The organism is Streptomyces sp. SAS_281 (assembly GCF_052542855.1).
In genome coordinates, this window is record NZ_JBMNDO010000076.1 from 17372 (window position 1) to 38641 (window position 21270).

A 21270-nucleotide genomic window follows, 5' to 3' on the forward strand; every position below is an offset into this window, starting at 1 on the left:
CTCCGAACCGCCTTCCCCTCAGCGCTCCGCCGCCGGCCCTCCCATCCTGCCCCGCTTGCCGGGCCGGCGGCGGAGTCCCACCTGCCCGAAAGGAACGTCAGTGGCAGCCAACCGTCCGTCCGAGGTCACCGCACAGTGGTGGCGCGACGCCGCCATCTACCAGATCTACGTACGCAGCTTCGCCGATGGCGACGGCGACGGCACCGGCGACCTGGCAGGGGTACGGGCCAGGCTGCCCTACCTCGTCGAACTGGGCGTGGACGCCCTCTGGTTCACTCCCTGGTACCTCTCGCCACTGGCCGACGGCGGCTACGACGTGGCCGACTACCGTACGATCGACCCCGCGTTCGGCACCCTCGCCGAGGCCGAGAAGCTGATCGCCGAGGCCCGCGAGCTGGGCATCCGCACCATCGTGGACATCGTGCCCAACCACGTGTCCGACCAGCACGCCTGGTTCCGCGCCGCCCTCGAAGCCGGCTCCGGCAGCCCCGAGCGCGACCTCTTCCACTTCCGCAAGGGCCGCGGCGCGAACGGCGAGATCCCGCCCAACGACTGGGTCTCCGAGTTCGGCGGCACCCCCTGGACCAGGCTGGACGACGGCGAGTGGTACCTCCACCTCTTCGCCACCCAGCAGCCCGACCTCAACTGGGCCCACCCCGCCGTCCGCCGCGAGCACGAGGACGTGCTGCGCTTCTGGTTCGAGCGCGGCGTCGCCGGCGTCCGCATCGACTCCGCCGCCCTGCTCGCCAAGGACCCCGCGCTCCCCGACTTCGTCACCGGCAGCGACCCGCACCCCTTCGTGGACCGCGACGAACTGCACGAGATCTACCGCTCGTGGCGCGCCATCGCCGACGAGTACGGCGGGGTCTTCGTCGGCGAGGTCTGGCTCCCCGACACCGAGCGCTTCGCCCGCTACCTGCGCCCCGACGAGCTGCACACCGCCTTCAACTTCAACTTCCTGGCCTGCCCGTGGGAGGCGGAGAAGCTGCGGACCGCCATCGACGACACGCTCGCCGAGCACGCCCCGGTCGGCGCCCCCGCCACCTGGGTGCTCTGCAATCACGACATCACCCGGACCGTCACCCGCTACGGCCGCGAGGAGACGGGGTTCGACTTCGCCGCCAAGACCTTCGGCACCCCCACCGACCTCGCCCTCGGCACCCGCAGAGCCCGCGCCGCGGCACTTCTCTCGCTGGCCCTGCCCGGCGCCGCCTACCTCTACCAGGGCGAGGAACTGGGCCTGCCCGAGGCCGACATCCCGCTCGACCGCATCCAGGACCCGATGCACTTCCGCAAGAACGGCACCGACCCGGGCCGGGACGGCTGCCGGGTCCCCATGCCCTGGGCTGCGGGCGAACCATACGCCGGATTCGGCGCCACCACCGAGCCCTGGCTCCCGCAGCCGGAGGGCTGGTCCGGCTACGCCGCCGACATCCAGAGCGGCGACCCGGACTCCATGCTCAGCCTCTACCGCGAGGCCCTGCGGCTGCGGCGCGCCGAACCGGGCTTCGGGACCGGGGGAGAGCCCGGCATCCGACGGCTCACCTGGCTCGACGCCGCGCCCGGGGTGCTCGCCTTCGCGAGGACCGACGGACTGCTGTGCGTCGTCAACCTGGCCGCCGAGGCCGCCGAGCTGCCCGCGCACAGCGCGGTGCTGCTCACCAGCGGACCCCTGGACGAGACGGGCCGCCTCCCGCAGGACACGGCGGTGTGGCTGCGCGCCTGACCACGCCATGGCGGGGACCGCACCTGGCGCACGGGCCCGCGACGCGTGGGAGCGCGCCCAGGCCCGTGCGCCAGGTTCGCGGCCCGGCCGGGGCTGCGGCACAGTGGGCATATGGACGCTCCGAACGATCTGAATGCCCTCGCCGCCGAGCACCTGGCCGCCGCGCGCGACGCGCCGCACGGCCGCAGCGCCCACCTCCTGCTCCACCAGGACCCGCTGCGGCAGACCGTCATCGCGCTCACCTCGGGCTCCGCGCTGGACGAGCACAACGCCCCGCCCGCCGCCTCGCTCCAGGTCCTGCGCGGCTCCGTCCGGCTCACCGCCGCCTCCGGCGACGTCGAACTGACACCCGGACGGCTGCACCCGATCCCGCAGGAGCGGCACGGGCTGCTCGCCCTGGAGGACGCGGTCGTCCTCCTCACCGCCGTCAACCCCTGAATCCTCTTGTGGGAGCGCTCTCCCGTCGGCAGGATGGGCCGGTGACCTCGCATCCCGGCCTCCGGCCCTACAGCCCCGAAGACAGCGCCGCGCTCTCCGACATCTGCATACGCACGGCCGCCGGCGGCGGCGACGCCCGGGACATCTACCCGGACCACGCACTGGTGCCGTCCATCTTCGCCACGCCCTACGCCGAGCTGGAACCGGACCTCGCCTTCGTCGTCGACGACGGCACGGGCCGCGCGGTCGGCTACATCCTCGGCACCGCCGACACGCCGCGCTTCGTGAAGGAGTACCGCGAGAGCTGGCTGCCCCGGGTCGCCGACCGCTACCCGCTGCCCGAGGGCCCGCCGCAGAGCCCCGCCGACGAGATGACGGCCCTCCTGCACAACCCGGAGCGCATGGTCCTGCCCGAACTCGCCGGCCACCCCGCCCACCTGCACATCGACCTGCTGCCCGACTGGCAGCGCAAGGGCTACGGGAGGGGGCTGATGAACGCCTTCCTCGGGGCCCTGAACGCCAAGGGCGTCGAGGGCGTCCATCTGTCCATGCTCACCTCCAACACGCCGGCCAGGGCCTTCTACGACCGGCTCGGCTTCACCGAGATCCACGTCCCCGACCCCGGGCCCGTCACCTACCTCGTACGCGCCACGCGGGCGGATCTGTAGGAGCCGGCCACCTCCGGAGGGTGCGGCCCGCGATTGCTGGGCAGGTACTGGTCGACCGCCGTCGCCGGGCGGCGGATTCCGGCTGGGAGGCGTGTGACGTGAACGAGCGAACCGGGTGGCAATTCACCGACGACCGGGGGCAGTTGTCGGCAACCGGCGAACGCCCGCAACGGGTGCTCGCCTACATCCAGGCCGGCGCGACCCTGGGGGACCACGGGATACGACCGGCCGGGCTCTTCGGCTCCGGCCACGACGACCCGGCCGCACCCGACCCCGCGAAGACCGGGTCGCTCGCCCTGGAGGGAATCGCGTACGCCGGTGCCGGGACCACCCTGGACACGGACGCCTTACTGAGCTGCGCACCGGACCTCGTCGTCGCCGTCAGCTACGGAGGCGGCCAGGTCTACGGCCTGGCCCCTGAGACCGCCAAGCATCTGGAGGGCCACGTCCCGGTCGTCGTCATCGACGTCGGCCAGGCACGCACCCTCGCCGAGATCGGCGACCGGTTCGCTGAGCTGGCCCGTTCGCTCGGCGCCGAGGAACCCGCCTCGGCGACCCGGGAACTGGACGCCGCGCGGGACCGGCTGCGCGCGCTCACCGCGGGCCCGGACCGGGCCAGGGTCCTCGCCCTCTCCCCGGCGGGCCGGGACCAGGCGCATCTGGCCCGCCCCCGCATGTGGCCCGAACTCCGGGTCCTCGCGGACCTCGGCGTCGATCTGGTCGAACCCGCCGAAGGCCCCGGGGCCAACTGGTCCACGACCGGCTGGACCGAGGCCGCCGCCCTGCGCCCCGCCATCGTCCTCGCCGACATCCGGGCCAACGCGACCCCGCTCGCCGAGCTGCGCGACAACGCCGAGTGGACGGCCGTCGCCGCGACGGCCCGCGTGGTCCCGTGGAACCCGGAACCGGTGTGCAGCGCCCGCGCCCACGCCCGGTTCCTGGAGCTGGTGGCCGACGCGCTGGACACCTAGGACCACCGCCGGGCCGGGCCCGGGGGCGGGGGCCGTACGGTGGGCCGGACGTTCCGCCCCCTCCGCCGCACCCCGGGAGACCCCGCCCCCATGCCCGACCGCCCCGACTTCCTGGTCATCGGCGAATGCGTCGCCGACATCGTCCGCGTCCCGGACGCCCCCGACCGGGTCCACCCCGGGGGCAGCCCGGCCAACCTGGCGTACGGGCTGGCCAGACTCGGCCACGACGCGACGCTGCTCACCCAGCTGGGCAGGGACGACAACGGGCGGCTGATCCGCGCACACCTCACCGGGGCGGGGGTCGAGGTGCTGACGGACGGCGCCCCCGGCCCCACCCCGTCGGCCGTCGTCACCCTTGACGGCGAGGGCCGCGCCTCCTACGCGTTCGACATCGTCTGGACCCTCGGGCAGGCCGCCCTCGACCGGCGGCCCCGGCACGTCCACACCGGGTCGATCGCGGCGGTGACGGAACCCGGTGCGGCCACGGTGCTCGCCGCCGTCGAGTCGCTGCGGGCGGCCGCCACCGTCAGCTACGACCCCAATGTGCGGCCCGCGCTGATGGGCGACCACGGCACCGCCGTGCGCCGGGTCGAGCGGTGCGTGGCCCTCAGCGACGTCGTCAAGGCCAGCGACGAGGACCTTGACTGGCTGTACCCGGGCGAGGACCCGGCCGGGGCCGCCCGGCGCTGGCTCGCGTCCGGCCCGGCCCTCGTCCTGGTCACCCGGGGCGGTGACGGCGCCACGGCGGTCCTGCCGGGCGGGCAGGTGGACATCGGCGCGCTCCCCGCCGACGTGGTCGACACGGTGGGCGCCGGGGACGCCTTCATGTCCGGCACCCTGCACGCGCTCGCCGCCCACGGCCTGCTCGGCGCGTCCGGCCGTGAGCGGCTGCGCTCGCCGGAGCGGGGCACGGTGAGCGACGTACTGCGCCACGCGGCGGCCTCGGCGGCCGTGACGGTCGCCCGGGCCGGCGCGAACCCGCCGGACGCGCCGGAGCTGCGCGGGGCGCTCGGGCTCGGCTGACATTCGGCCCCACCCGCACCCTCGACGGCGTCCGGCGCGTTCCTCCTCGGAGGGACCTACGACGCAGAGGAGGGCCGGGGCATGGTGCGGGACGCGCGGACGGGGACCGTGGTGACGGGGCTGGGGGTGGTCACCCCTGTCGGCGACGACGAGCGGGCCTTCTGGGCCGGGCTGTGCGCGGGGCGGTCCACGGCCCGGCGCTGCGAGGAACTGGCAGGACTTCCCGCCGACTTCGCCTGCCGGGCCGACCGGACCGACCTGGACGAGGCCATCGGGGGCCGCGCCGGCTGGCGGATGGCGCGGTTCGCGAAGATGGCCCTGGTCGCCGCGCGCCGGGCCGTCGCCGACGCCGGGCTGCGCCCGGACCGCTGGGACGGCGCCCGGGTGGGCGTGGTGCTCGGCGTGGGCGTCGGCGGGGTCTCCGCCCTCGTGGACAACGTCCGCCGGTTCGACGGCGGCGGCGCGCAGGCCGTCTCCCCGCTCCTCGCGCCGATGATGATGCCCAACGCGGCGGCCGGCGAGATCGCCATCGACCTGGGCGCCCACGGCCCCAGCCTGGCCCCGGCCACCGCCTGCGCCTCGGGCGCCACCGCCCTCGCCACCGCCCACGACCTGCTGGCCACCGGCCGGTGCGACCTCGTCGTCGCCGGCGGCGCGGAATCCGTCCTGACCCCCCTCGTGGCCGCGGCCTTCGCCCAGCTGGGCGCGCTGTCCACGCGTACCGGGGACCCGGCCGCCGCGTCCCGTCCCTTCGCGCCCGACCGCGACGGCTTCGTCCTGGGCGAGGGCGCCGGCGTGCTCGTCCTGGAGCGGGGCGCGCACGCGGCGGCCCGGGGCGCCCGCGTGCGCGCCGTGCTCGCCGGGACCGGAGCCGCCACGGACGCCCACCACCCCACCGCGCCCGACCCGGGCGGGCACGGCGCCCGGCGCGCCGTCGAGGCCGCCCTGGACGCGGCGGGCTGGGCCGCCCACGAGGTCGGGCACGTCAACGCGCACGGCACGTCAACGCCGTTGAACGACGCGATGGAGGCCGAGCTGATCGCCGGCCTCTTCCCGCACCGGCCCCCGGTCACCGCCCCGAAGGGCGTCCTCGGGCACACACTCGCCGCCGCCGGCGCGATCGAGGCCGCCGCCACCGTGCTCACCCTCGAACACGGGCTCGTCCCGCCGGTCGCCAACCTGGACGCCCCGCCCGCCGACTGGGACATCGACTGCGTCACCAAGGAGCCGCGCCGCCTGCGCGTCGAGCGGGCCGTCAGCCACTCCTTCGGCTTCGGCGGCCACAACGTCGCCCTCTGCTTCGAACGGGTTCGCCCCTCCGGACGGTGAACATCTGCCCGAGCGCGGTGTCCTGACCGTGCGCCGGTCGTTCAGCCTTGTATGACCACCACGCTCACCGTCGCCGACCCCCTCGCACGCCCGCTCACCTCCGTACTCCTCGGCGCCGACGCCCGCCGCGAGCACGGCTTCTGGCGGCGGCTCGTCGCCACCGAACCGTTCCGGCTGCCCCCCGGTCCGGGGGCCGGCGGCACCCCGGACGAACGGCTGGCCCGCGCGTACGCCCGGCTGCGCACCCTCAACAACGCCCTGGACAGCGCCGCCCGCCCGGCCTCCGACTTCCGGGCGCTGGCGGCCCTGCACGAGTGGCTGGCCCCGGTCGACCCGGCGCTCGCCACCATCGCGGGCATCCACTACAACCTCTTCCTCGGCAGTCTCCTCGACCACATCGCCGACAGCCCCAGGGACCTGTCGGACTTCCTGACGCTGCGGCGTACCGGAACCTTCCTGTGTACGGAGGTGGCGCACGGCAACGACGCGGCGGCCGTCGAGACGACCGCCGCCTACGACCCGGTACGCGACGGGTTCGTACTGCACACCCCGCACTGCGGGGCTCAGAAGTTCATGCCCAACACCGGGCGGCCGGGCGGCCCCAAGTCGGGGCTCGTCGCGGCGCGGCTGCTGGCCGGCGGGGCCGACCGGGGGGTCTTCCTGCTGCTGGTGCCGCTCACCGACGCCGACGGACCGCTGCCCGGCGTACGGGTGCGCAGGCTCCCGGCGCGCATGGGCAGCCCCGTCGACCACAGCCTGACCTCGTTCGACCACGTCTTCGTGGGGCGCGAGGCGCTGCTGACGGGCCCGCAGGGGTGGATCGACGGCGACGGGGTGTTCCGCAGTGCCATCGAGGGCCGCAGGCGCCGCTTCCTCGCCTCCATCGCCCGCGTCGTCACCGGCAGGATCTCCATGAGCGCCAGCGCCGTCGGCTCGGCGCGGGCCACACTGGCCGTCGCGGTGCGGTACGGCGGCCACCGCCACGTCTCCGCCGGGCGCGGGGCACGACTGCCGGTGCTCGCGTACCGCACCCACCACGGGCCGCTCGCGGAGGCCATGGCCACGGTCTTCGCCATGAGCCTGCTGCACCGCCGCGTCCTGGACCGCTGGGAGGCGGCCGAGGCGGGGCCCGGGGCCGCGCGGGAGGCGGCCGAGCGGCTGGTGGACATCGCCAAGGGCTGGATCACCTGGCAGGCCAGGGACGTGATCGTGGAGTCCCGGGAGCGCTGCGGTGCCCAGGGCCTCCTGGAGAGCAACGGGATGGCCGCGCTCGTCACCGGCGTCGAGGGCGCCATCACCGCCGAGGGCGACAACCTCGCCGTCCACGCCAGGGCCGCCGCCGCCCTGCTCGCCGACAGCACGCCGTACGAGCCGGCCGCCCCGGCCCACGGCGACCTCACGGACCTCCGGTTCCTGGTCCGGCTCCTGGGGCGCGCCGAGGAGCTGTGGTTCGCGCGTGCCGGGGCCCTGGCGGCTCGGACTGCGCACGGCGACCCGCTGGGCCGGTGGAACGCCGCGGCGGGGCCCGCGTTGCGCGGGGTCGAGGCGCACGCCTGCCGGCAGGCGGCCGAGGCGTACGCGGAGGCGGTCGAGGCGCTGCCCCCCGGGGCGGACCGGGACCGGCTCGGCGAGCTGGCCCGGCTCTTCGCCCTGGGCCGGGTCGCGCGCGACAGCGGGGACCTCCTCGCGGCCGGGTATCTGAGCACCGGTCAGGCGGAGGCGCTGACGGACCACTCGGAACGGCTCATCGCCGCGGTGGCCCCCCACCTCCCGGAACTCGCCGACTCCTTCGCCTTCCCCGACGAGATGCTCGCCGACTGGCCGATCACGGGCGCCGGATACGCGGACGCGTACGACGATCCGGAGGCCCACTGGCACACGGGGGCGGGGCGATGAGGGGCACGCGGGCGTCCCGTGCGGCGCGGGCCCTGCCGGGGCTCGGGTCGGGGGCGGTCCTCCTCGCCTACTGGACGACCGTCGCCCTGTTCGCGCGGTGGTCCGGGGCGTCCCGGCCGGGCGTTGGCGAATCGGTTCGCCGCAAGGCGTAACCGGAGCGGCGCTGTTCAGTTGTTCCGGCGTCGGGGCCGTGCGCGCCGGCGCCGGACACCCCACGCGGGTGAGCACGAGGAAAGGAAGACCATGAGCACGATCCACCCCCGCATCACCGACGTACTCAGCCGTACCTTCAGGGTGCCCGTGGCCGAGATCCTTCCGGACTCCACGATGGACAGCCTGGACATGGACTCCCTCGCGGCCGCCGAGTTCGCGGTCGTCCTCCGGGAGACCACCGGGGTCGAGCTGGACACCGGCATCCTGACCCCGGGAACCACCCTCGCCGAGCTCACGGAGCACCTCTGCACGGCGGCGGGCGTCGCCCGATGAGGACACCGGCCATCGCCGTCACCGGTCTCGGCATGATCACCCCGGTCGGCAACGACACCGAGTCCACCTGGGACGGGGTGTGCGCCGCGGTGAGCCCGGCCCGCACCGTCCCCGCGCTCGCCGGGTGCGCGATCGACTTCGCCTGCGTGGTCGACGGTATCGACCTTGACGCCGAGATCGGCCGCCGTACGGCCTTCCGGATGGGCCGGTACGTCAAGTTCGCGGTCCTGGCCGCCCGGGAGGCCGTCGCCGACGCCGGGCTCGACCCGGCCGGCTGGGACGGCAGCCGGGTCGCGGTCGTCGTCGGCACCAGCAGCGGCGGTTCCGCGCACCTCACCGACCAGGCGCTGGTCCTCGAGCGCAGGGGGCCGGAGGCGACCTCGCCGGCCGGGGTCCTGCTGACCATCCCCAACATGCCCGCCGCCGAGATCGCGATCGAGATGCGGGCCACCGGCCCCAGCATGGCCCCCTGCACCGCCTGCTCGTCGGGCGTCACCGCGCTGTCCGTCGCCCGCGACCTGCTGGTGACCGGGCAGTGCGACGTGGCCGTCGCGGGGGCGACCGAGTCGACCGTCTTCCCGATCGCCATGACCGGCTTCGCCCGGTCCGGGGCCGCCGCCCGTGCGGACGGCGACCTGTCCCGGCTCAGCCGGCCCTTCGCCGCCGACCGCGCCGGACTCGTCATGGGCGAGGGCGCCGCCGTCATGGTGCTGGAACGCGCCGCCGACGCGGAGGCCAGGGGCGCCGAACCCCGGGCCCTGCTCGCCGGCACCGGCGCCACCACGGACGCCCACCACCCGACCAGCCCGCACCCCGACGGGCGGGTCGCCCGGGCCGCCGTCGAGGCCGCACTGCGGAACGCGGGCTGGCGGGCCGACGAGGTGGAGCACGTCAACGCGCACGGCACCGCGACCGTACGCAACGACGCCGCCGAGGCCGCGCTGATCAGCCGGGTGTACCCGCACCGGCCACCCGTCACCGCCCCCAAGGGTGTGCTCGGGCACTGCATGGGCGCGGCCGGGGCGATCGAGGCGGGGCTGACGATCCTCACTCTCCAGCGCGGGGTCGTCCCGCCGGTCGCGAACCTGGACGCCCCCGCGCCCGGGTTCGACATCGACTGCGTCACGAAGGTGCCGCTGGTGCGGCCCGTCCACCGGGCCGTCAGCCACTCCTTCGGCTTCGGCGGGCACAACGCGGTGGTGGCCCTGCAGCGCCCATGAGTCCCCGGGGGCGGCGCCGAACCGCGCGGGACGCCCGTGGTAGCGTCCCCGGAGCCAGTCGAACTCCACGTGGGAGTCAGGGAATCCGGTGCGAATCCGGAGCTGACGCGCAGCGGTGAGGGGGACGGGCGGGGCCACGGCCACTGGGAGACCACCGTCTCCCGGGAAGGCGTCCTGTCCGAGCGAACCCGAGTCCGAAGACCTGCTGGCGACCGCCGTCCGGGACCGGGCGGCGGGTTCCGTACAGCGGGCCCCGCGCATGGGCCCAGAGACGCCGAGGTACCCCGTGCCGCCGATATCCGGCCCCGCCCGTTCCGCCGCCCTGCTCGCCGCCGCGCTCCTGCTGCTGACGGCCTGCGGGGGGTCCCCCGCCGGTAAGGCCGACGCGTCCGGCGCGGCGGACGGCTATCCGGTCACGCTCAGGAACTGCGGACGCACCGTCACCGTGGACGCCGCACCCCGCCGCGCGGTCTCCGTCGACCAGGGCACCACGGAGATCCTGCTCTCGCTCGGCCTCCAGGACCGGATGGCCGCCACCGCCACCTGGACCGACCCGGTGATGAAGGGCCTGGAGAAGGCCAACGCGGGCGTGAAGCGGATCGCCGACAACCGGCCCTCCTCCGAGAAGGTCCTCGACCAGGAGCCCGACTTCGTCGCCGCCGACTTCGAGTCGACCCTCGCCAAGGGCGGCGTCGCCCCGCGCGAACAGTTCGAGGAACTGGGCGTCCCCACCTACGTCTCGCCCGCCGACTGCACGGCCAAGGACAACACCAGGGACGGCGACGGCGTCCGCACCGGCGCCCTCACCATGAACAGCGTCTACGACGAAGTACGCGACCTGGCCCGGGTGTTCGGCGTGCCCGAGCGCGGCGAGAAGCTGGTCGCACGGCTCCGCGCCCGGATCCGCGCGGCCGCCGGCGGCGTCGACGGCTCCGGCACCTCCGTCCTGTACTGGTTCGCCAACTCCGAGTCCCCCTACCTGGCGGGCTGCTGCGGGGCGCCGGGCATCATCACCCGGGAACTGGGCCTGAAGAACGTCTTCGACGACACGCACGACGAATGGCCCCAGATCAACTGGGAGACCGTCGCCGACCGCAACCCGGACCTGCTGGTCATCGGCGACCTCACCCGCAAGTCGCAGACCGCCGAGAGCGCCGCCGGGAAGATCGCCTTCCTGGAGTCCAACCCCGTCACGAAGAACATGGACGCCGTACGCCACAAGCGCTACGTCCTGCTCAGCGGCCAGGCCATGAACCCGACCATCCGCACGGTCGAGGGCGTGGAGCTGGTGGCCGCCGGGCTGCGCGCTTACGGGCTCGCGGGGTGACGGCCACCGACCGGCTCACCGCCCCGCGCGAGACGGCGCCGGAGACCACCGTGTCCGCCCGCCCGCGACGCCTGCGCGGCGGCCTCCTGTGGACCGGCGGCCTTCTGCTGCTCGTCCTGTCCGTCGCGGTCGCCGTCACCATCGGACCGGCCCGGATCTCCGTCATGGACGTCTGGTCCGCCGTCGCCGCCCACCTCGGCGTCGGCGAGGCCCGGCTCAGCCCGATCCGCGACGGCATCATCTGGAACCTGCGCATGCCGCGTACCCTGCTCGCGGCCGTCTGCGGGGCGGGCCTCGCGGTCTGCGGGACCGTCATGCAGTCCCTGCTGCGCAACCCGCTCGCCGACCCGTTCGTCCTCGGCGTCTCCTCCGGCGCGTCCACCGGCGCGGTCCTGGTCGTGGTGCTCGGTGTCGGCGGGGGCGCGGTGTCGCTGCCGGCCGGGGCGTTCATCGGGGCGCTCTGCTCGTTCGCGCTGGTGATGCTGCTCAGCCACACCCTGGGCGGCTCCACCGACCGGGTCGTGCTGTCCGGGGTCGCCGCGATGCAGCTGTTCTCGGCGCTGACCTCGTTCGTCGTCATGACGGCCGCCGACGCCGAGCAGACCCGGGGCGTGCTGTTCTGGCTGCTCGGCTCGCTCGGCGGGGTCGGCTGGACCGATGTGTGGATCTGCTCCGCCGTTCTCGCCGTCAGCCTGCTGGTCTGCCTCGGTCACTCCCGTACGCTCGACGCCTTCGCCTTCGGGCAGGACGCGGCCGCCGCCCTCGGCGTGAACGTCGCACGCGTCCGGACCGTCCTGCTCTGCACGACCGCGCTGCTGACCGCCGCGCTCGTCAGCTCGGCCGGGGCCATCGGCTTCGTCGGGCTGGTCCTGCCGCACGCCGCCCGTGCCCTCACCGGCTCGGGCCACCGCAGGCTGCTGCCCGTCACCGCGCTCGCCGGCGCCGTCTTCCTGGTCTGGGTCGACACGCTCGCCCGGACCGTCCTCGACCCGCAGGAGGTCCCGGTGGGCGTCGTCACCGCCCTCATCGGCGTGCCCGCCTTCGTCGCCGTCCTCTACCGCACCAGGCGGCCCGCATGACCGGGACGGCGGAGGGCCTGCGGGCCGGGGGAGTAAGCCGCGAGGCCGGCGGACGCATCCTCCTGGACGGTGTGACGCTGGCCCCGGAACCGGGCACGACGGTGGGCCTGATCGGCCCCAACGGCTCCGGCAAGTCCACGCTCCTGCGCATCCTCGCCGGGGTCCTCGCCCCGCACGCGGGCGTCGTCACACTGGACGGCGACCCCCTCACGGCCGTCGGCCGCCGCGCCGTGGCCCGGCGCGTCGCGGTCGTCGACCAGCACGCCGCCACCCAGGACGAGCTGACCGTCCTGGACGTCGTACGCCTGGGCCGCATCCCGCACCGGCGGGCCTGGTCGGGGCCGACGGACGCGGACGCGGCGGCGGTGGACGAGGCGCTGGAACGCACCGGGCTCGCGGGCCGGCGCGGCCAGTCCTGGCACACGCTCTCCGGCGGGGAGCGCCAGCGCGTCCAGATCGCCCGCGCGCTCGCCCAGCGACCGCGCGAACTCCTGCTGGACGAACCGACCAACCACCTGGACATCCAGCACCAACTGGAACTGCTCTCCCTGGTCGCCGCGCTCCCGCTGACCACTGTCGTCGCCCTGCACGACCTCAATCTGGCCGCCATGTTCTGCGACCGGATCGTGGTGCTCAGCGGCGGACGGGCGGTCGCGGGCGGGACCCCTGCCCAGGTCGTCACCGAGGCGCTGATCGAGGAGGTCTACCGGGTGCGGTCCGTCGTGACACCGGACGGCCCGCAGGGGCGGCCCTCGGTGCGCTTCCTGCCCTGAGGGTCCCGGGCGCACGAGAGGGCGGACCCGTCGGGCGGGCCCGCCCTTCGCCTGTCGTGCGGTACGGCCGGCATACCGGCGAGGGGTCAGCGGTGGCGTCCTCGGCCGAGGTCGCCACCGGTGTCCTTGCCGCCCATGTCCTTGCCGCCCTTCGTGGTGCCGTCCGCGTAGTCGATCTGCTCCTTGCGCAGTTCGGCGGAGACCTCCTTCTGCTCCGTGACCCTCTCGGTCTCCATCCGGACGCGCTCGACCGGGACGGTCTCCTTGCGCATCGTGGCGCGTTCCGCGTGCAGGGTGACCTCCACGTCCTGCTCCGTCAGATCGCCCGCGCGCGCGGCCGTCCTGTCGCCCGGCTGCAACGGCTCACGGACCACCCGTACCTCCTCGTGCGAGACCGGCACGCTGCGCGTGACGTTCTCGGTGACGACGTACTTGTGCAGGCGGGCCCTGCCGCTCTCGTACTCCTCGGTGCCGACGTGCAGCTGCTCCTCGGAGCGGATCATCTCCTCCTTGCCGCCCAGACCGGCCCCGGACCTCTGGGCACCCGCGCCGGCTCCGGCCAGCGGACGGCCCGCGGCGGTACCCGCGTCGGCGTCCCGGTGCCTGCCGGTGCCGGCCGCCTGGGTCCGGTCCGTGCCGGAGGTGCCTGCCGCACCCATCGCGCCCGCCCCGGCCCCAGCACCCGCTCCGGCCGCCGCGCCGGTGCCGGCCGCGCCCATGGTGCCGGTGCCCGCGGTGGTCGGTGCGCCGGTCCCGGAACGGTCGCCCAGGTTGCCCCGGGTGTTCCTGGTGAGGCCGTAGTGGCGGTACAGCTCCTCCTCCTCGGACACGGACAGATGCGCGTCCGCGTCCACCCGGGGAGCTTCCTTGACCTGGTCCTTGCCGTGGGAGATGTGCAGGTCGGAGCCCACTCGACGGGCTCCGGCGAGAGGCACGAAACTCTCCTTCATGCCGAACAGGCCGGTCTTCACCGTGATCCAGTCCGGGCGGCCGGTGTTGTCGTCGACATACACGCGGCCCACGTTGCCGATCTTCTCGCCCTCGGTGTCGTACACCGTCAGGCCGTCGAGCTCTCCGGAATCCGTGAAACCGTCAGCGGCTCCCATATCCGAATCCTCCTCGCCCGGGCGCGTCCTGTGGGTGGGTCCAGCAGAGAAGGCGCGTCCGGATTCCATCGCGCCTCACCCGGATGGACGCTGCAACCGCCCGGCCACCGGGAGCGGCGAGCGGCATCCGCCTCGGACCGGCGCAGCGCCCGCGTCACGCGGCTGCGCGGCTCTCGCGCCCGTTACGCCATCCGGGTGAACGGGTGGGCGGTGCGCACCGGGGCGGTGGAGTGGGGGCGGACCCCGGGTGCCCCCGCCCCGGCACATATGATCAACGGGTCCAAGCCGACCGACGTCCCGCCGCGCCACCCGGGGGTGCCCATCCGTTCCGTACGCATCCGGCCCCCCGCGCAACGCGGCGAACTGCTCGCCCGGCGCGAGGACGGCGCGGAGCTGCACCACCTCCTCTGGCGGCTGGGCCCCGGCTGGCGGGTGTGCAGCAGCGCGGTCCTGGGCGGCGGCATCGGCCCGCGCGAGTGGATCCTCAACGCGCAGGTGCCCGGCGGCTACCCCCGCCTGGACCCGGACCGCCACCTCGCCGAGATCGCCGCCGCCGCACGCCTCACCGGTCCCGGCGCGGGCCTCATGACCGCCGCGGACGTCACCGCGTACACCACGGCCGGCGACGAGGACGTGCACGCCACCGCCACCTGCGGTCTGGGCGTACGCGGCTGGGCCGCCGGGCCGGACGAGGGCACCGGCGGACCGCCGCGCCCCGGCACCGTCAACATCGTGGTGACGTTCCCGGTGCCGCTGTCCGACGCCGCCCTGGTCAACGCCGTGGCCACCGCCACGGAGGCCAAGGTGCAGGCGCTCCTGGACGCCGGGCTCGACTGCTCCGGCACCCCCACGGACGCCGTCTGCCTCGCCGCCCCCGAACCGGGACCCGGGACCGGCGCCGCCGAACCGTTCGCCGGGCCGCGCTCCCGCTGGGGCGCGCGACTCGCCAGAGCCGTACACGCCGCCGTGCTGGAAGGCGCGCTGCGGCAGCCCTGAGAAGCCGAAGCCGCCGCGCCCTCCGGGGAGCGGCCGACGAAGGGAATCCCATGACCTCAGCAGTCCCCGCCGCACCGCAGCGGCCCGTCGTCGCCGTACTCGGCACCGGGATCATGGGCGCGGCCATGGCCCGCAGCCTGCTCCGCGCCGGTCTGGAGGTCCGGGCCTGGAACCGCACGCAGGCCAAGGCCGCCCCGCTCGCCGCCGACGGTGCCACCGTCACCGGCACGGCGGAGGAGGCCGTGCGCGGCGCCCATGTCGTGCTCACCGCACTCACCGACACGACCGCCGTCGCCGCCGCGCTCGCCGCCGCCTCCGAGGGGCTGCACCGGGGCCAGGTGCTGCTCCAGACCTCCACGGTTGGCCCGGACGGCGCCGTCGAACTGGCCCAGCGCGCCGCCGACCTCGGCCTGATCCACCTCGACGCCCCGGTCGTCGGCACCCGGCAGCCCGCCGAGCAGGGTGCGCTGACCGTCCTCGTCTCCGGCCCCGAGGCCGCCCGCGCGGTGGTCGAACCGGTGCTGGACGCGATCGGGCAGCGCACGGTGTGGGCCGGGGAGGAGCCGGGGGCGGCCTCCCGGCTGAAGCTCGTGGTCAACGCCTGGGTGGTCAACATGGTCGGTGGCGTCGCGGAGTGCCTGAACCTCGCCGAGGGACTCGGCGTCGACCCGCGTGCGTTCCTCGGCCTGGTCGAGGGCGGACCGCTCGACTCGGGCTACCTCCAGGCCAAGTCCGCCGCTGTCCTGGACGGGGACCTCACCCCGAGCTTCGCCCTGTCCACCGCCCTCAAGGACACCCGGCTCATCCTCGACGCGGCCGCACAGGCCGGTGTCCGGCTGGACCTGGCCGCCGCGTCGGCCGCCCGCTTCGAGCGCGCCGAGGCCGCCGGACACGGCGACGAGGACATGATCGCCACCTACTACGCGGGCCGGGCCCCCGGACGGGACCGCGACTGACCGGACCGGGGCACGGCCCCGCGACGGGCGAGGACCGCCCCACCGGTACGGGGGAGCCCGGTGGGACGGCCGCCATCAGCGTGCCACAGGACGGCACGCCGCAGGGGCCCACCGGCTGGTACCCGGCGGTGATTGAGTCGAAATCGACGGTACGGGAATACCCGCGCGCCACTCGTCCTTGCCGCAGCTGTGGCGTCCGTCAGCGGGGCGCCGTCGCACGGAACAGGGGAGTAGGAGCTCATGCCGAAGGCGTACGTGTTCACCCGCAACGGCGGACCGGAGGTGGAGGTCCTCACCGAACTGGAACGGCCGAAACCCGGCCCCGGTGAACTGCTCGTCGCCGAGGTGACCGCGTGAGCATGCTTCCGGACCCGGGCCATCCCCTGGACGACCCGGTGGGCACCGCGCTGCGCGGTACCCACGCCCGCTTCGCCGAACGCCGGGGCCGCGTGCTGCGCTACGCCTCCGAGGTCGCCCCCTGGGTCGCGCTCCCGCCGGACCCCGGGCCCGCCGACTGGGCCGACGTGGCGGCGCTCACCGGACCGGGCGGAGGCGTCACCATCACCGCGTTCCGGCAGCCCCCGCCCGCCGACTGGGAGATCACCTTCCACGCCGACGGCGTCCAGCTGGTCGACGCGGGCGTGGCCGCGGCGCCCCTCCCCGAAGCGGTCCGGCTGGGCCCCGCCGACGTACCGGAGATGCTCGACCTCGTCGCCCGCACCCGGCCCGGCCCCTTCGAGTGCCGGACCGTGGAGCTCGGCACCTACCTGGGGGTGCGCCGGGACGGAGTGCTCGTCGCCATGGCCGGGGAACGCATGCGCCCGCCGGGCTGGAGCGAGATCAGCGCCGTCTGCACCGACGAGTCGGTACGCGGCCAGGGGCTCGGCGGCGGACTCGTGCGCGCCGTCGCCCACGAGATCCGCCTGCGCGGCGAGACCCCGTTCCTGCACGCGGCCGCCGCCAACACCGGCGCCGTCCGGCTCTACGAGGCGCTCGGCTTCGAGCTCCGCCGACGGGTCGAGTTCCTGGCCGCGTTCGTCCCGCCCGGGCCGGTGGTCCCCGCGCCCGGTCACTCCGCCGGCGTGACGGCCGCGCGCTGATCGGACGGGTGCCTCCGGACCGGGAGGCACCCGCCCCGGACGCGTACCGGGACCTTCGGCCGGGCCCATCAGGCCGTAAGCCTCGTGTGCTCCCTCCCTCCGCCGGGTCGAATGGAAGAGAACGCCGGCGCGCGGGGCGCCGGCCGATCCCGGAAGGAGAGGGCCGTGACCTTCGGACTCCTGAGCCGGCCGGCGCCCCGTGCGGCGCTCCCCGGCACCGAGGCGGGAGAGGCGGCAGCGCGCGCTCCACGCATCGGAAACGGGGCGCTGTCCGGTGGCCTGGCCCTGCTGACCGCCGTGATCGTGTGCCTCGACGTCCTCGCCGGCGAGGACCTGCGCCTGGTGCCGCTCCTCGTGGTCGCGCCGGCCCTCGTCTCGGTCTTCGGGACGGTCGGCCAGACCGCCGTCGCCGGCGCCTGGGTCACCGGGGCGGCCGTCGTCACGCGTGCGGCGACCGGCGGAACCGCGTGGGACATGATCAGCAGCATCGTCTTCACCCTCTTCGCCTGCCTGCTCAGCGTCGGCGCCTGTGCCCTGCGCATCCGGCACGCCACCGAGATCGCCCGGCTCCGCTCCGCCGCCGTGGCCCTTCAGCGCCAGATCCTGCGCCCGCTGCCCATCCCCACCGACCAGATCACCGCCCACGGCACCTACACGCCGATCGAGGAGGACCACCTGGTCGGCGGGGACATCTACGAGGTCGTCCAGTCCCCGTACGGCACCCGGGTGATCATCGGAGACGTCCAGGGCAAGGGGCTTCCCGCCATCGGTGTGGGCTTCGCCGTCCTCGGCGCGTTCCGCGAGGCGGCCATTCGCGAGCCCTCCCTCATCGGTGTCGTGGACCGGCTGGAGGACGCCGTGGCCCGGCAGAACGCCTTCGCCGCCCAGACCGGTGACACCGAACGCTTCGTGACCGCGCTCGTCCTCGGCTTCGACGGCGACGGCCGGGTCCGTGCGGTGAACTGCGGCCATCTGCTGCCCCGGCTGCTGCACGACGGGGTCGCCGTCCCCGTGCCCCTGCGCCACACCTCCGTACCGTTGGGCATGGCGGAACTCAGCAACGAGGGCCGCACCGCGGAACGGCTCGACTTCCCGCCCGGCGCGACGCTCCTGATGTTCACCGACGGGGTCACCGAGGCCCGCGACGCCGACGGGCGCTTCTACCCGCTGGACTCCCGGCTGAGCCGCTGGGCGCACGGGAGCCCGCAGGAAGTGCTCGACGCGCTCGGACACGACCTGGAGGAGTTCTCCGGCGGGGTGCGACGCGACGACGTGGCCGTACTCGCCCTGCGCCGCGCCACCTCCGCCGAGGCGGCCCCGCCCGTTCCGGCGGGGCACGAGGCGGAACGGGCCGCCGAGGTGTTCAGCGCACGCTGACGTGCGTACACCAGCTCTTTCTGTCCCGGTGCGACTTCTGTCGCGCCGGGACATTTTCAGATGTACGGTGGCACACATGCAAGCGGAACGGAAGATTCCGGACAGGCGGGGCCGCAAGGCCCGCCGGACCCGGGACGCGCTGGCCGGGGCCGCGTTCGAGCTCGTGCTCGACCGGGGGCTCAGGGAGGTCACGGTCGAGGAGATCGCCGAACGCGCCGACCTGGACCGCCGCACCTTCAGCCGGTACTTCGCCGGCAAGGAGGACGCCGTCCTGGACTCGGTCCGGGGCGACGGCGACCGGATCAACGACGCCCTGCGCGCCCGCCCGGCCGGCGAGCCCCCGCTCACCGCCTACCGCCGGGCCGTCCAGGACTGGCTCCAGGACCCCGTGGTCCCGGCCTGGCACCGCCGCCCGCGCATCTACGAGCTGCTGGTCCTCGCCGAGCGCGAACCGACCCTCTACGCGGCCTTCCACCACATCCGGGTGGACGCGCAGGCGGACTCGGTCGCCATCGTCGCGGACCGGCTCGGCACCGACCCCCTCAGCGACCTGCGGCCCGCCGTCACGGTCGCCGCCGGAGCCGGCGCCCTGCTCGCCGCCCAGGCCGCCTGGGTGCGCGGGGACCGCCCCGACGAGCTGCCCCGGCTCGTCGACCGGGCCTTCGACGCCCTGGCCGGCGAACTCTTCACCGGCCCCGCGCCGCCCGGCGCCGGCGCACCGCACAGCACCACCAGCACCACCACGGAAGGAAACGGCATCTCATGAGCACCACCACCCCCACCGACCAGGAGTTCGCCGGCCGCACCGCCCTCGTCACCGGCGGGGCCTCCGGCATCGGCCTGGCCCTCGCCCACCGGCTCGCCGGCGCGGGCGCCTCCGTCGTCGTAGCCGACTACAACGAGGCGAGCGCCCGCGAGGCGGCCGCCGCCCTGGAGACCGCCGGCGGCCGGGCCGCCGCCGTGGCCATGGACGTCACCGACCCCGCGTCCGTCGAGGCGGGTGTGCGGTTCGCCGTCGACACCTTCGGCGCACTGCACCTCGCCGTCAACAACGCGGGCATCGGCGGTCCCAGCAACCCCACCGGTGAGTACGCCGTCGAGGACTGGGACCGGGTCGTCGCGACCAACCTCAGCGGCGTCTTCTACTCGATGCGCCACGAGCTGCCCGCCATCGTCGCCGCGGGCGGCGGCGCGATCGTCAACATGTCCTCGATCCTGGGCACCAACGGCTTCGCCGGCTCGCCGGCGTACGTCGCGGCCAAGCACGGCGTCGTCGGCCTCACCAAGACCGCCGCCCTGGAGTACGCCGCCCAGAACGTCCGGATCAACGCCGTGGGCCCCGGCTACATCGACACCCCGCTGCTGCGGGACACGGAGGGCCCGGCCCGGGACCACCTGATCTCGCTGCACCCGGCGGGCCGCCTGGGCACGTCCGAGGAGGTCGCGGAGCTCGCCGCGTTCCTGCTCTCGGACCGCGCCTCGTTCATCCACGGCAGCTACCACCTGGTGGACGGCGGCTACTCCGCCTCCTGATCGCGACGGAGGCGCGGGGGACGGGGGAAACGGGGGGTTTCGGGGGCCACACGAGAGTCACAGCCACAGAGGTCGAGGAGGACCCCATGAAGGCAGTTCAGTACCGCGAGATCGGCGCCGCACCCGAGGTTGTCACCGTGCCCGACCCGGAGCCGGGTCCGGGGCAGGTACTGCTGAAGGTCACGGCGGCCGGCGTCTGCCACTCCGACATCGCCGTGATGAGCTGGACCGCGGACGAGTTCCCGTACCCGCTGCCGCTCACCCTCGGCCATGAGGGCGTCGGCACGATCGCCGCGCTCGGCGACGGCGTCACCGGCCTGGAGACCGGCCAGTCCGTCGCCGTCTACGGCCCCTGGGGCTGCGGCACCTGCGTGAAGTGCGCCGAGGGCAAGGAGAACTACTGCCTGCGCGCCGCCGAGCTCGGCATCAACCCGCCCGGCCTGGGCTCGCCCGGTGCCATGGCCGAGTACATGATCGTGGACGACCCGCGCCACCTGGTGCCCATCGGCGACCTCGACCCCGTGCGCACCGTGCCGCTCACCGACGCCGGCCTCACCCCGTACCACGCCATCAAGCGCTCCCTGCCGAAGCTGGTGCCCGGGGCCACCGCCGTCGTCATCGGCACCGGCGGCCTCGGCCACGTGGCGATCCAGTTGCTGCGCGCCCTGACGTCGGCCCGGGTGATCGCCCTCGACGTCACCGAGGACAAGCTCGCCCTCGCCCGCACCGTCGGGGCGCACGAGACCGTCCTGTCCGACGAGCACGCGGCCGCCCGCATCCGTGAACTGACGGGCGGCATCGGCGCCCAAGTCGTCCTGGACTTCGTCGGCGCCCCGCCGACCGTCGCCACGGCGGGCGCGGCGGCCGCCATCGACTCGGACGTCACCATCGTCGGCATCGGCGGGGGAACGCTGCCCGTCGGCTTCGGCGTCCTGCCGTTCAACACGACGGTCACCGCCCCGTACTGGGGGTCGCGTTCCGAACTGGCCGAGGTGCTGGACCTGGCCCACGCGGGCGCGGTGGACGTCCACGTCGAGACGTACCCGCTGGACGAGGCACCACTCGCCTACGAGCGCCTGCACGCCGGCAAGATCAACGGCCGGGCGGTCATCCTGCCGCAGAGCTGACCGGGCGGACCCCGTCGTACGGGCGCGGCCGTTGCGCCGGCCGCAACCCGCCGGTCTTCGACCCGGAGACCAGCACGGCGCCGGTCCCCGACACGTTCAAGAAGTCGTACCAGGCGTTCATGGACTCCGAGTACTGGCG

At 74.9% G+C, this 21270-nt stretch carries 20 protein-coding genes, 1 pseudogene and 1 riboswitch; of the genes and pseudogenes, 20 read left to right on the plus strand and 1 reads right to left on the minus strand.

Translation table 11 applies throughout. The annotated features are described in order from the left end of the window. Positions 1 to 100 precede the first annotated feature (100 nt). The 12 genes from ACN6LM_RS25365 (at position 101) to ACN6LM_RS25420 (ending at position 12936) form a co-directional block, all read left to right on the plus strand. Entirely contained in the window at positions 101 to 1726 is a 1626-nt protein-coding gene (locus tag ACN6LM_RS25365) for a glycoside hydrolase family 13 protein (RefSeq protein ID WP_445067696.1), read from the plus strand. 111 nt (positions 1727 to 1837) lie between these two features. Continuing rightward, the gene (locus tag ACN6LM_RS25370) at positions 1838 to 2164 is read left to right on the plus strand and encodes a cupin domain-containing protein (RefSeq protein ID WP_020207421.1); all 327 of its coding nucleotides are present in this window, start codon (positions 1838 to 1840) and stop codon (positions 2162 to 2164) included. A gap of 41 nt (positions 2165 to 2205) precedes the next feature. Further along, positions 2206 to 2832 carry a GNAT family N-acetyltransferase gene (locus tag ACN6LM_RS25375; protein ID WP_445067697.1) on the plus strand — a complete coding sequence of 209 codons (627 nt, stop codon included), beginning with the start codon at positions 2206 to 2208 and terminating at the stop codon, positions 2830 to 2832. Between the two features lie 98 nt (positions 2833 to 2930). Beyond that, on the plus strand, positions 2931 to 3803 hold the full coding sequence (locus ACN6LM_RS25380) for an ABC transporter substrate-binding protein (RefSeq protein WP_445067698.1): 873 nt from the start codon (positions 2931 to 2933) through the stop codon (positions 3801 to 3803). A 90-nt stretch (positions 3804 to 3893) separates the two neighbouring features. Continuing rightward, positions 3894 to 4826 carry a carbohydrate kinase family protein gene (locus ACN6LM_RS25385; protein WP_445067699.1) on the plus strand — a complete coding sequence of 311 codons (933 nt, stop codon included), beginning with the start codon at positions 3894 to 3896 and terminating at the stop codon, positions 4824 to 4826. Positions 4827 to 4907: 81 nt separating this feature from the next. Further along, positions 4908 to 6155: a beta-ketoacyl-[acyl-carrier-protein] synthase family protein gene (locus ACN6LM_RS25390; RefSeq protein ID WP_445067700.1), complete on the plus strand. Its 1248-nt coding sequence runs from the start codon at positions 4908 to 4910 to the stop codon at positions 6153 to 6155. Positions 6156 to 6206: 51 nt separating this feature from the next. Beyond that, entirely contained in the window at positions 6207 to 8051 is a 1845-nt protein-coding gene (locus tag ACN6LM_RS25395; RefSeq protein WP_445067701.1) for an acyl-CoA dehydrogenase family protein, read from the plus strand. 243 nt (positions 8052 to 8294) lie between these two features. Then, positions 8295 to 8537: an acyl carrier protein gene (locus ACN6LM_RS25400; RefSeq protein ID WP_445067702.1), complete on the plus strand. Its 243-nt coding sequence runs from the start codon at positions 8295 to 8297 to the stop codon at positions 8535 to 8537. Continuing rightward, positions 8534 to 9757 carry a beta-ketoacyl-[acyl-carrier-protein] synthase family protein gene (locus ACN6LM_RS25405; protein ID WP_445067703.1) on the plus strand — a complete coding sequence of 408 codons (1224 nt, stop codon included), beginning with the start codon at positions 8534 to 8536 and terminating at the stop codon, positions 9755 to 9757. The genes ACN6LM_RS25400 and ACN6LM_RS25405 overlap by 4 nt, the downstream gene beginning before the upstream one ends. A gap of 53 nt (positions 9758 to 9810) precedes the next feature. Further along, a riboswitch (cobalamin riboswitch) is annotated at positions 9811 to 9967 on the plus strand. Positions 9968 to 10043: 76 nt separating this feature from the next. Further along, on the plus strand, positions 10044 to 11084 hold the full coding sequence (locus ACN6LM_RS25410) for an ABC transporter substrate-binding protein (RefSeq protein ID WP_445067704.1): 1041 nt from the start codon (positions 10044 to 10046) through the stop codon (positions 11082 to 11084). Further along, on the plus strand, positions 11081 to 12163 hold the full coding sequence (locus ACN6LM_RS25415; RefSeq protein ID WP_445067705.1) for a FecCD family ABC transporter permease: 1083 nt from the start codon (positions 11081 to 11083) through the stop codon (positions 12161 to 12163). The genes ACN6LM_RS25410 and ACN6LM_RS25415 overlap by 4 nt, the downstream gene beginning before the upstream one ends. Next, positions 12160 to 12936: an ABC transporter ATP-binding protein gene (locus ACN6LM_RS25420; RefSeq protein ID WP_445067706.1), complete on the plus strand. Its 777-nt coding sequence runs from the start codon at positions 12160 to 12162 to the stop codon at positions 12934 to 12936. The genes ACN6LM_RS25415 and ACN6LM_RS25420 overlap by 4 nt, the downstream gene beginning before the upstream one ends. An 86-nt stretch (positions 12937 to 13022) precedes the next feature. On the opposite strand, the gene ACN6LM_RS25425 is transcribed toward ACN6LM_RS25420, so the two are convergent. Beyond that, positions 13023 to 14042: a PRC and DUF2382 domain-containing protein gene (locus ACN6LM_RS25425; protein ID WP_445067707.1), complete on the minus strand. Its 1020-nt coding sequence runs from the start codon at positions 14040 to 14042 to the stop codon at positions 13023 to 13025. A gap of 267 nt (positions 14043 to 14309) precedes the next feature. Between ACN6LM_RS25425 and ACN6LM_RS25430 the strand changes: the two genes are divergently transcribed. The 8 genes and pseudogenes from ACN6LM_RS25430 to ACN6LM_RS25465 all read left to right on the plus strand — a co-directional run bounded on the left by ACN6LM_RS25430 (position 14310) and on the right by ACN6LM_RS25465 (position 21131). After that, the gene (locus ACN6LM_RS25430) at positions 14310 to 15038 is read left to right on the plus strand and encodes an adenosylcobinamide amidohydrolase (protein ID WP_445067708.1); all 729 of its coding nucleotides are present in this window, start codon (positions 14310 to 14312) and stop codon (positions 15036 to 15038) included. Between the two features lie 50 nt (positions 15039 to 15088). Continuing rightward, a complete protein-coding gene (locus ACN6LM_RS25435) occupies positions 15089 to 15994 on the plus strand; it encodes an NAD(P)-dependent oxidoreductase (protein ID WP_445067709.1) in 906 nt (301 codons plus the stop codon). Between the two features lie 240 nt (positions 15995 to 16234). After that, a pseudogene (locus tag ACN6LM_RS25440) lies at positions 16235 to 16348 on the plus strand (NADP-dependent oxidoreductase); the annotation flags it as partial. A gap of 5 nt (positions 16349 to 16353) precedes the next feature. Beyond that, positions 16354 to 17094: a GNAT family N-acetyltransferase gene (locus tag ACN6LM_RS25445; protein ID WP_445067715.1), complete on the plus strand. Its 741-nt coding sequence runs from the start codon at positions 16354 to 16356 to the stop codon at positions 17092 to 17094. Positions 17095 to 17259: 165 nt separating this feature from the next. Next, positions 17260 to 18471, plus strand: a complete 1212-nt coding sequence (locus ACN6LM_RS25450; protein ID WP_445067710.1) for a PP2C family protein-serine/threonine phosphatase — start codon at positions 17260 to 17262, stop codon at positions 18469 to 18471. Between the two features lie 76 nt (positions 18472 to 18547). Continuing rightward, complete coding sequence (locus ACN6LM_RS25455; RefSeq protein ID WP_445067711.1) at positions 18548 to 19237, plus strand: TetR family transcriptional regulator; 690 nt, start codon at positions 18548 to 18550, stop codon at positions 19235 to 19237. Further along, complete coding sequence (locus ACN6LM_RS25460; RefSeq protein WP_445067712.1) at positions 19234 to 20004, plus strand: SDR family NAD(P)-dependent oxidoreductase; 771 nt, start codon at positions 19234 to 19236, stop codon at positions 20002 to 20004. The genes ACN6LM_RS25455 and ACN6LM_RS25460 overlap by 4 nt, the downstream gene beginning before the upstream one ends. Before the next feature lie 86 nt (positions 20005 to 20090). After that, a complete protein-coding gene (locus ACN6LM_RS25465) occupies positions 20091 to 21131 on the plus strand; it encodes an NAD(P)-dependent alcohol dehydrogenase (RefSeq protein WP_445067713.1) in 1041 nt (346 codons plus the stop codon). The last annotated feature ends 139 nt before the right edge of the window (positions 21132 to 21270 follow it).

Coding starts and splice junctions, on each gene's coding strand:
- ACN6LM_RS25370 (WP_020207421.1), top strand. CDS start 1,838: ATGGACGCTCCGAACGATCTGAATGCCCTCGCCGCCGAGCACCTGGCC.
- ACN6LM_RS25385 (WP_445067699.1), top strand. CDS start 3,894: ATGCCCGACCGCCCCGACTTCCTGGTCATCGGCGAATGCGTCGCCGAC.
- ACN6LM_RS25390 (WP_445067700.1), top strand. CDS start 4,908: ATGGTGCGGGACGCGCGGACGGGGACCGTGGTGACGGGGCTGGGGGTG.
- ACN6LM_RS25395 (WP_445067701.1), top strand. CDS start 6,207: ATGACCACCACGCTCACCGTCGCCGACCCCCTCGCACGCCCGCTCACC.
- ACN6LM_RS25400 (WP_445067702.1), top strand. CDS start 8,295: ATGAGCACGATCCACCCCCGCATCACCGACGTACTCAGCCGTACCTTC.
- ACN6LM_RS25405 (WP_445067703.1), top strand. CDS start 8,534: ATGAGGACACCGGCCATCGCCGTCACCGGTCTCGGCATGATCACCCCG.
- ACN6LM_RS25420 (WP_445067706.1), top strand. CDS start 12,160: ATGACCGGGACGGCGGAGGGCCTGCGGGCCGGGGGAGTAAGCCGCGAG.
- ACN6LM_RS25425 (WP_445067707.1), bottom strand. CDS start 14,042: ATGGGAGCCGCTGACGGTTTCACGGATTCCGGAGAGCTCGACGGCCTG.
- ACN6LM_RS25430 (WP_445067708.1), top strand. CDS start 14,310: ATGATCAACGGGTCCAAGCCGACCGACGTCCCGCCGCGCCACCCGGGG.
- ACN6LM_RS25435 (WP_445067709.1), top strand. CDS start 15,089: ATGACCTCAGCAGTCCCCGCCGCACCGCAGCGGCCCGTCGTCGCCGTA.
- ACN6LM_RS25445 (WP_445067715.1), top strand. CDS start 16,354: ATGCTTCCGGACCCGGGCCATCCCCTGGACGACCCGGTGGGCACCGCG.
- ACN6LM_RS25455 (WP_445067711.1), top strand. CDS start 18,548: ATGCAAGCGGAACGGAAGATTCCGGACAGGCGGGGCCGCAAGGCCCGC.
- ACN6LM_RS25460 (WP_445067712.1), top strand. CDS start 19,234: ATGAGCACCACCACCCCCACCGACCAGGAGTTCGCCGGCCGCACCGCC.
- ACN6LM_RS25465 (WP_445067713.1), top strand. CDS start 20,091: ATGAAGGCAGTTCAGTACCGCGAGATCGGCGCCGCACCCGAGGTTGTC.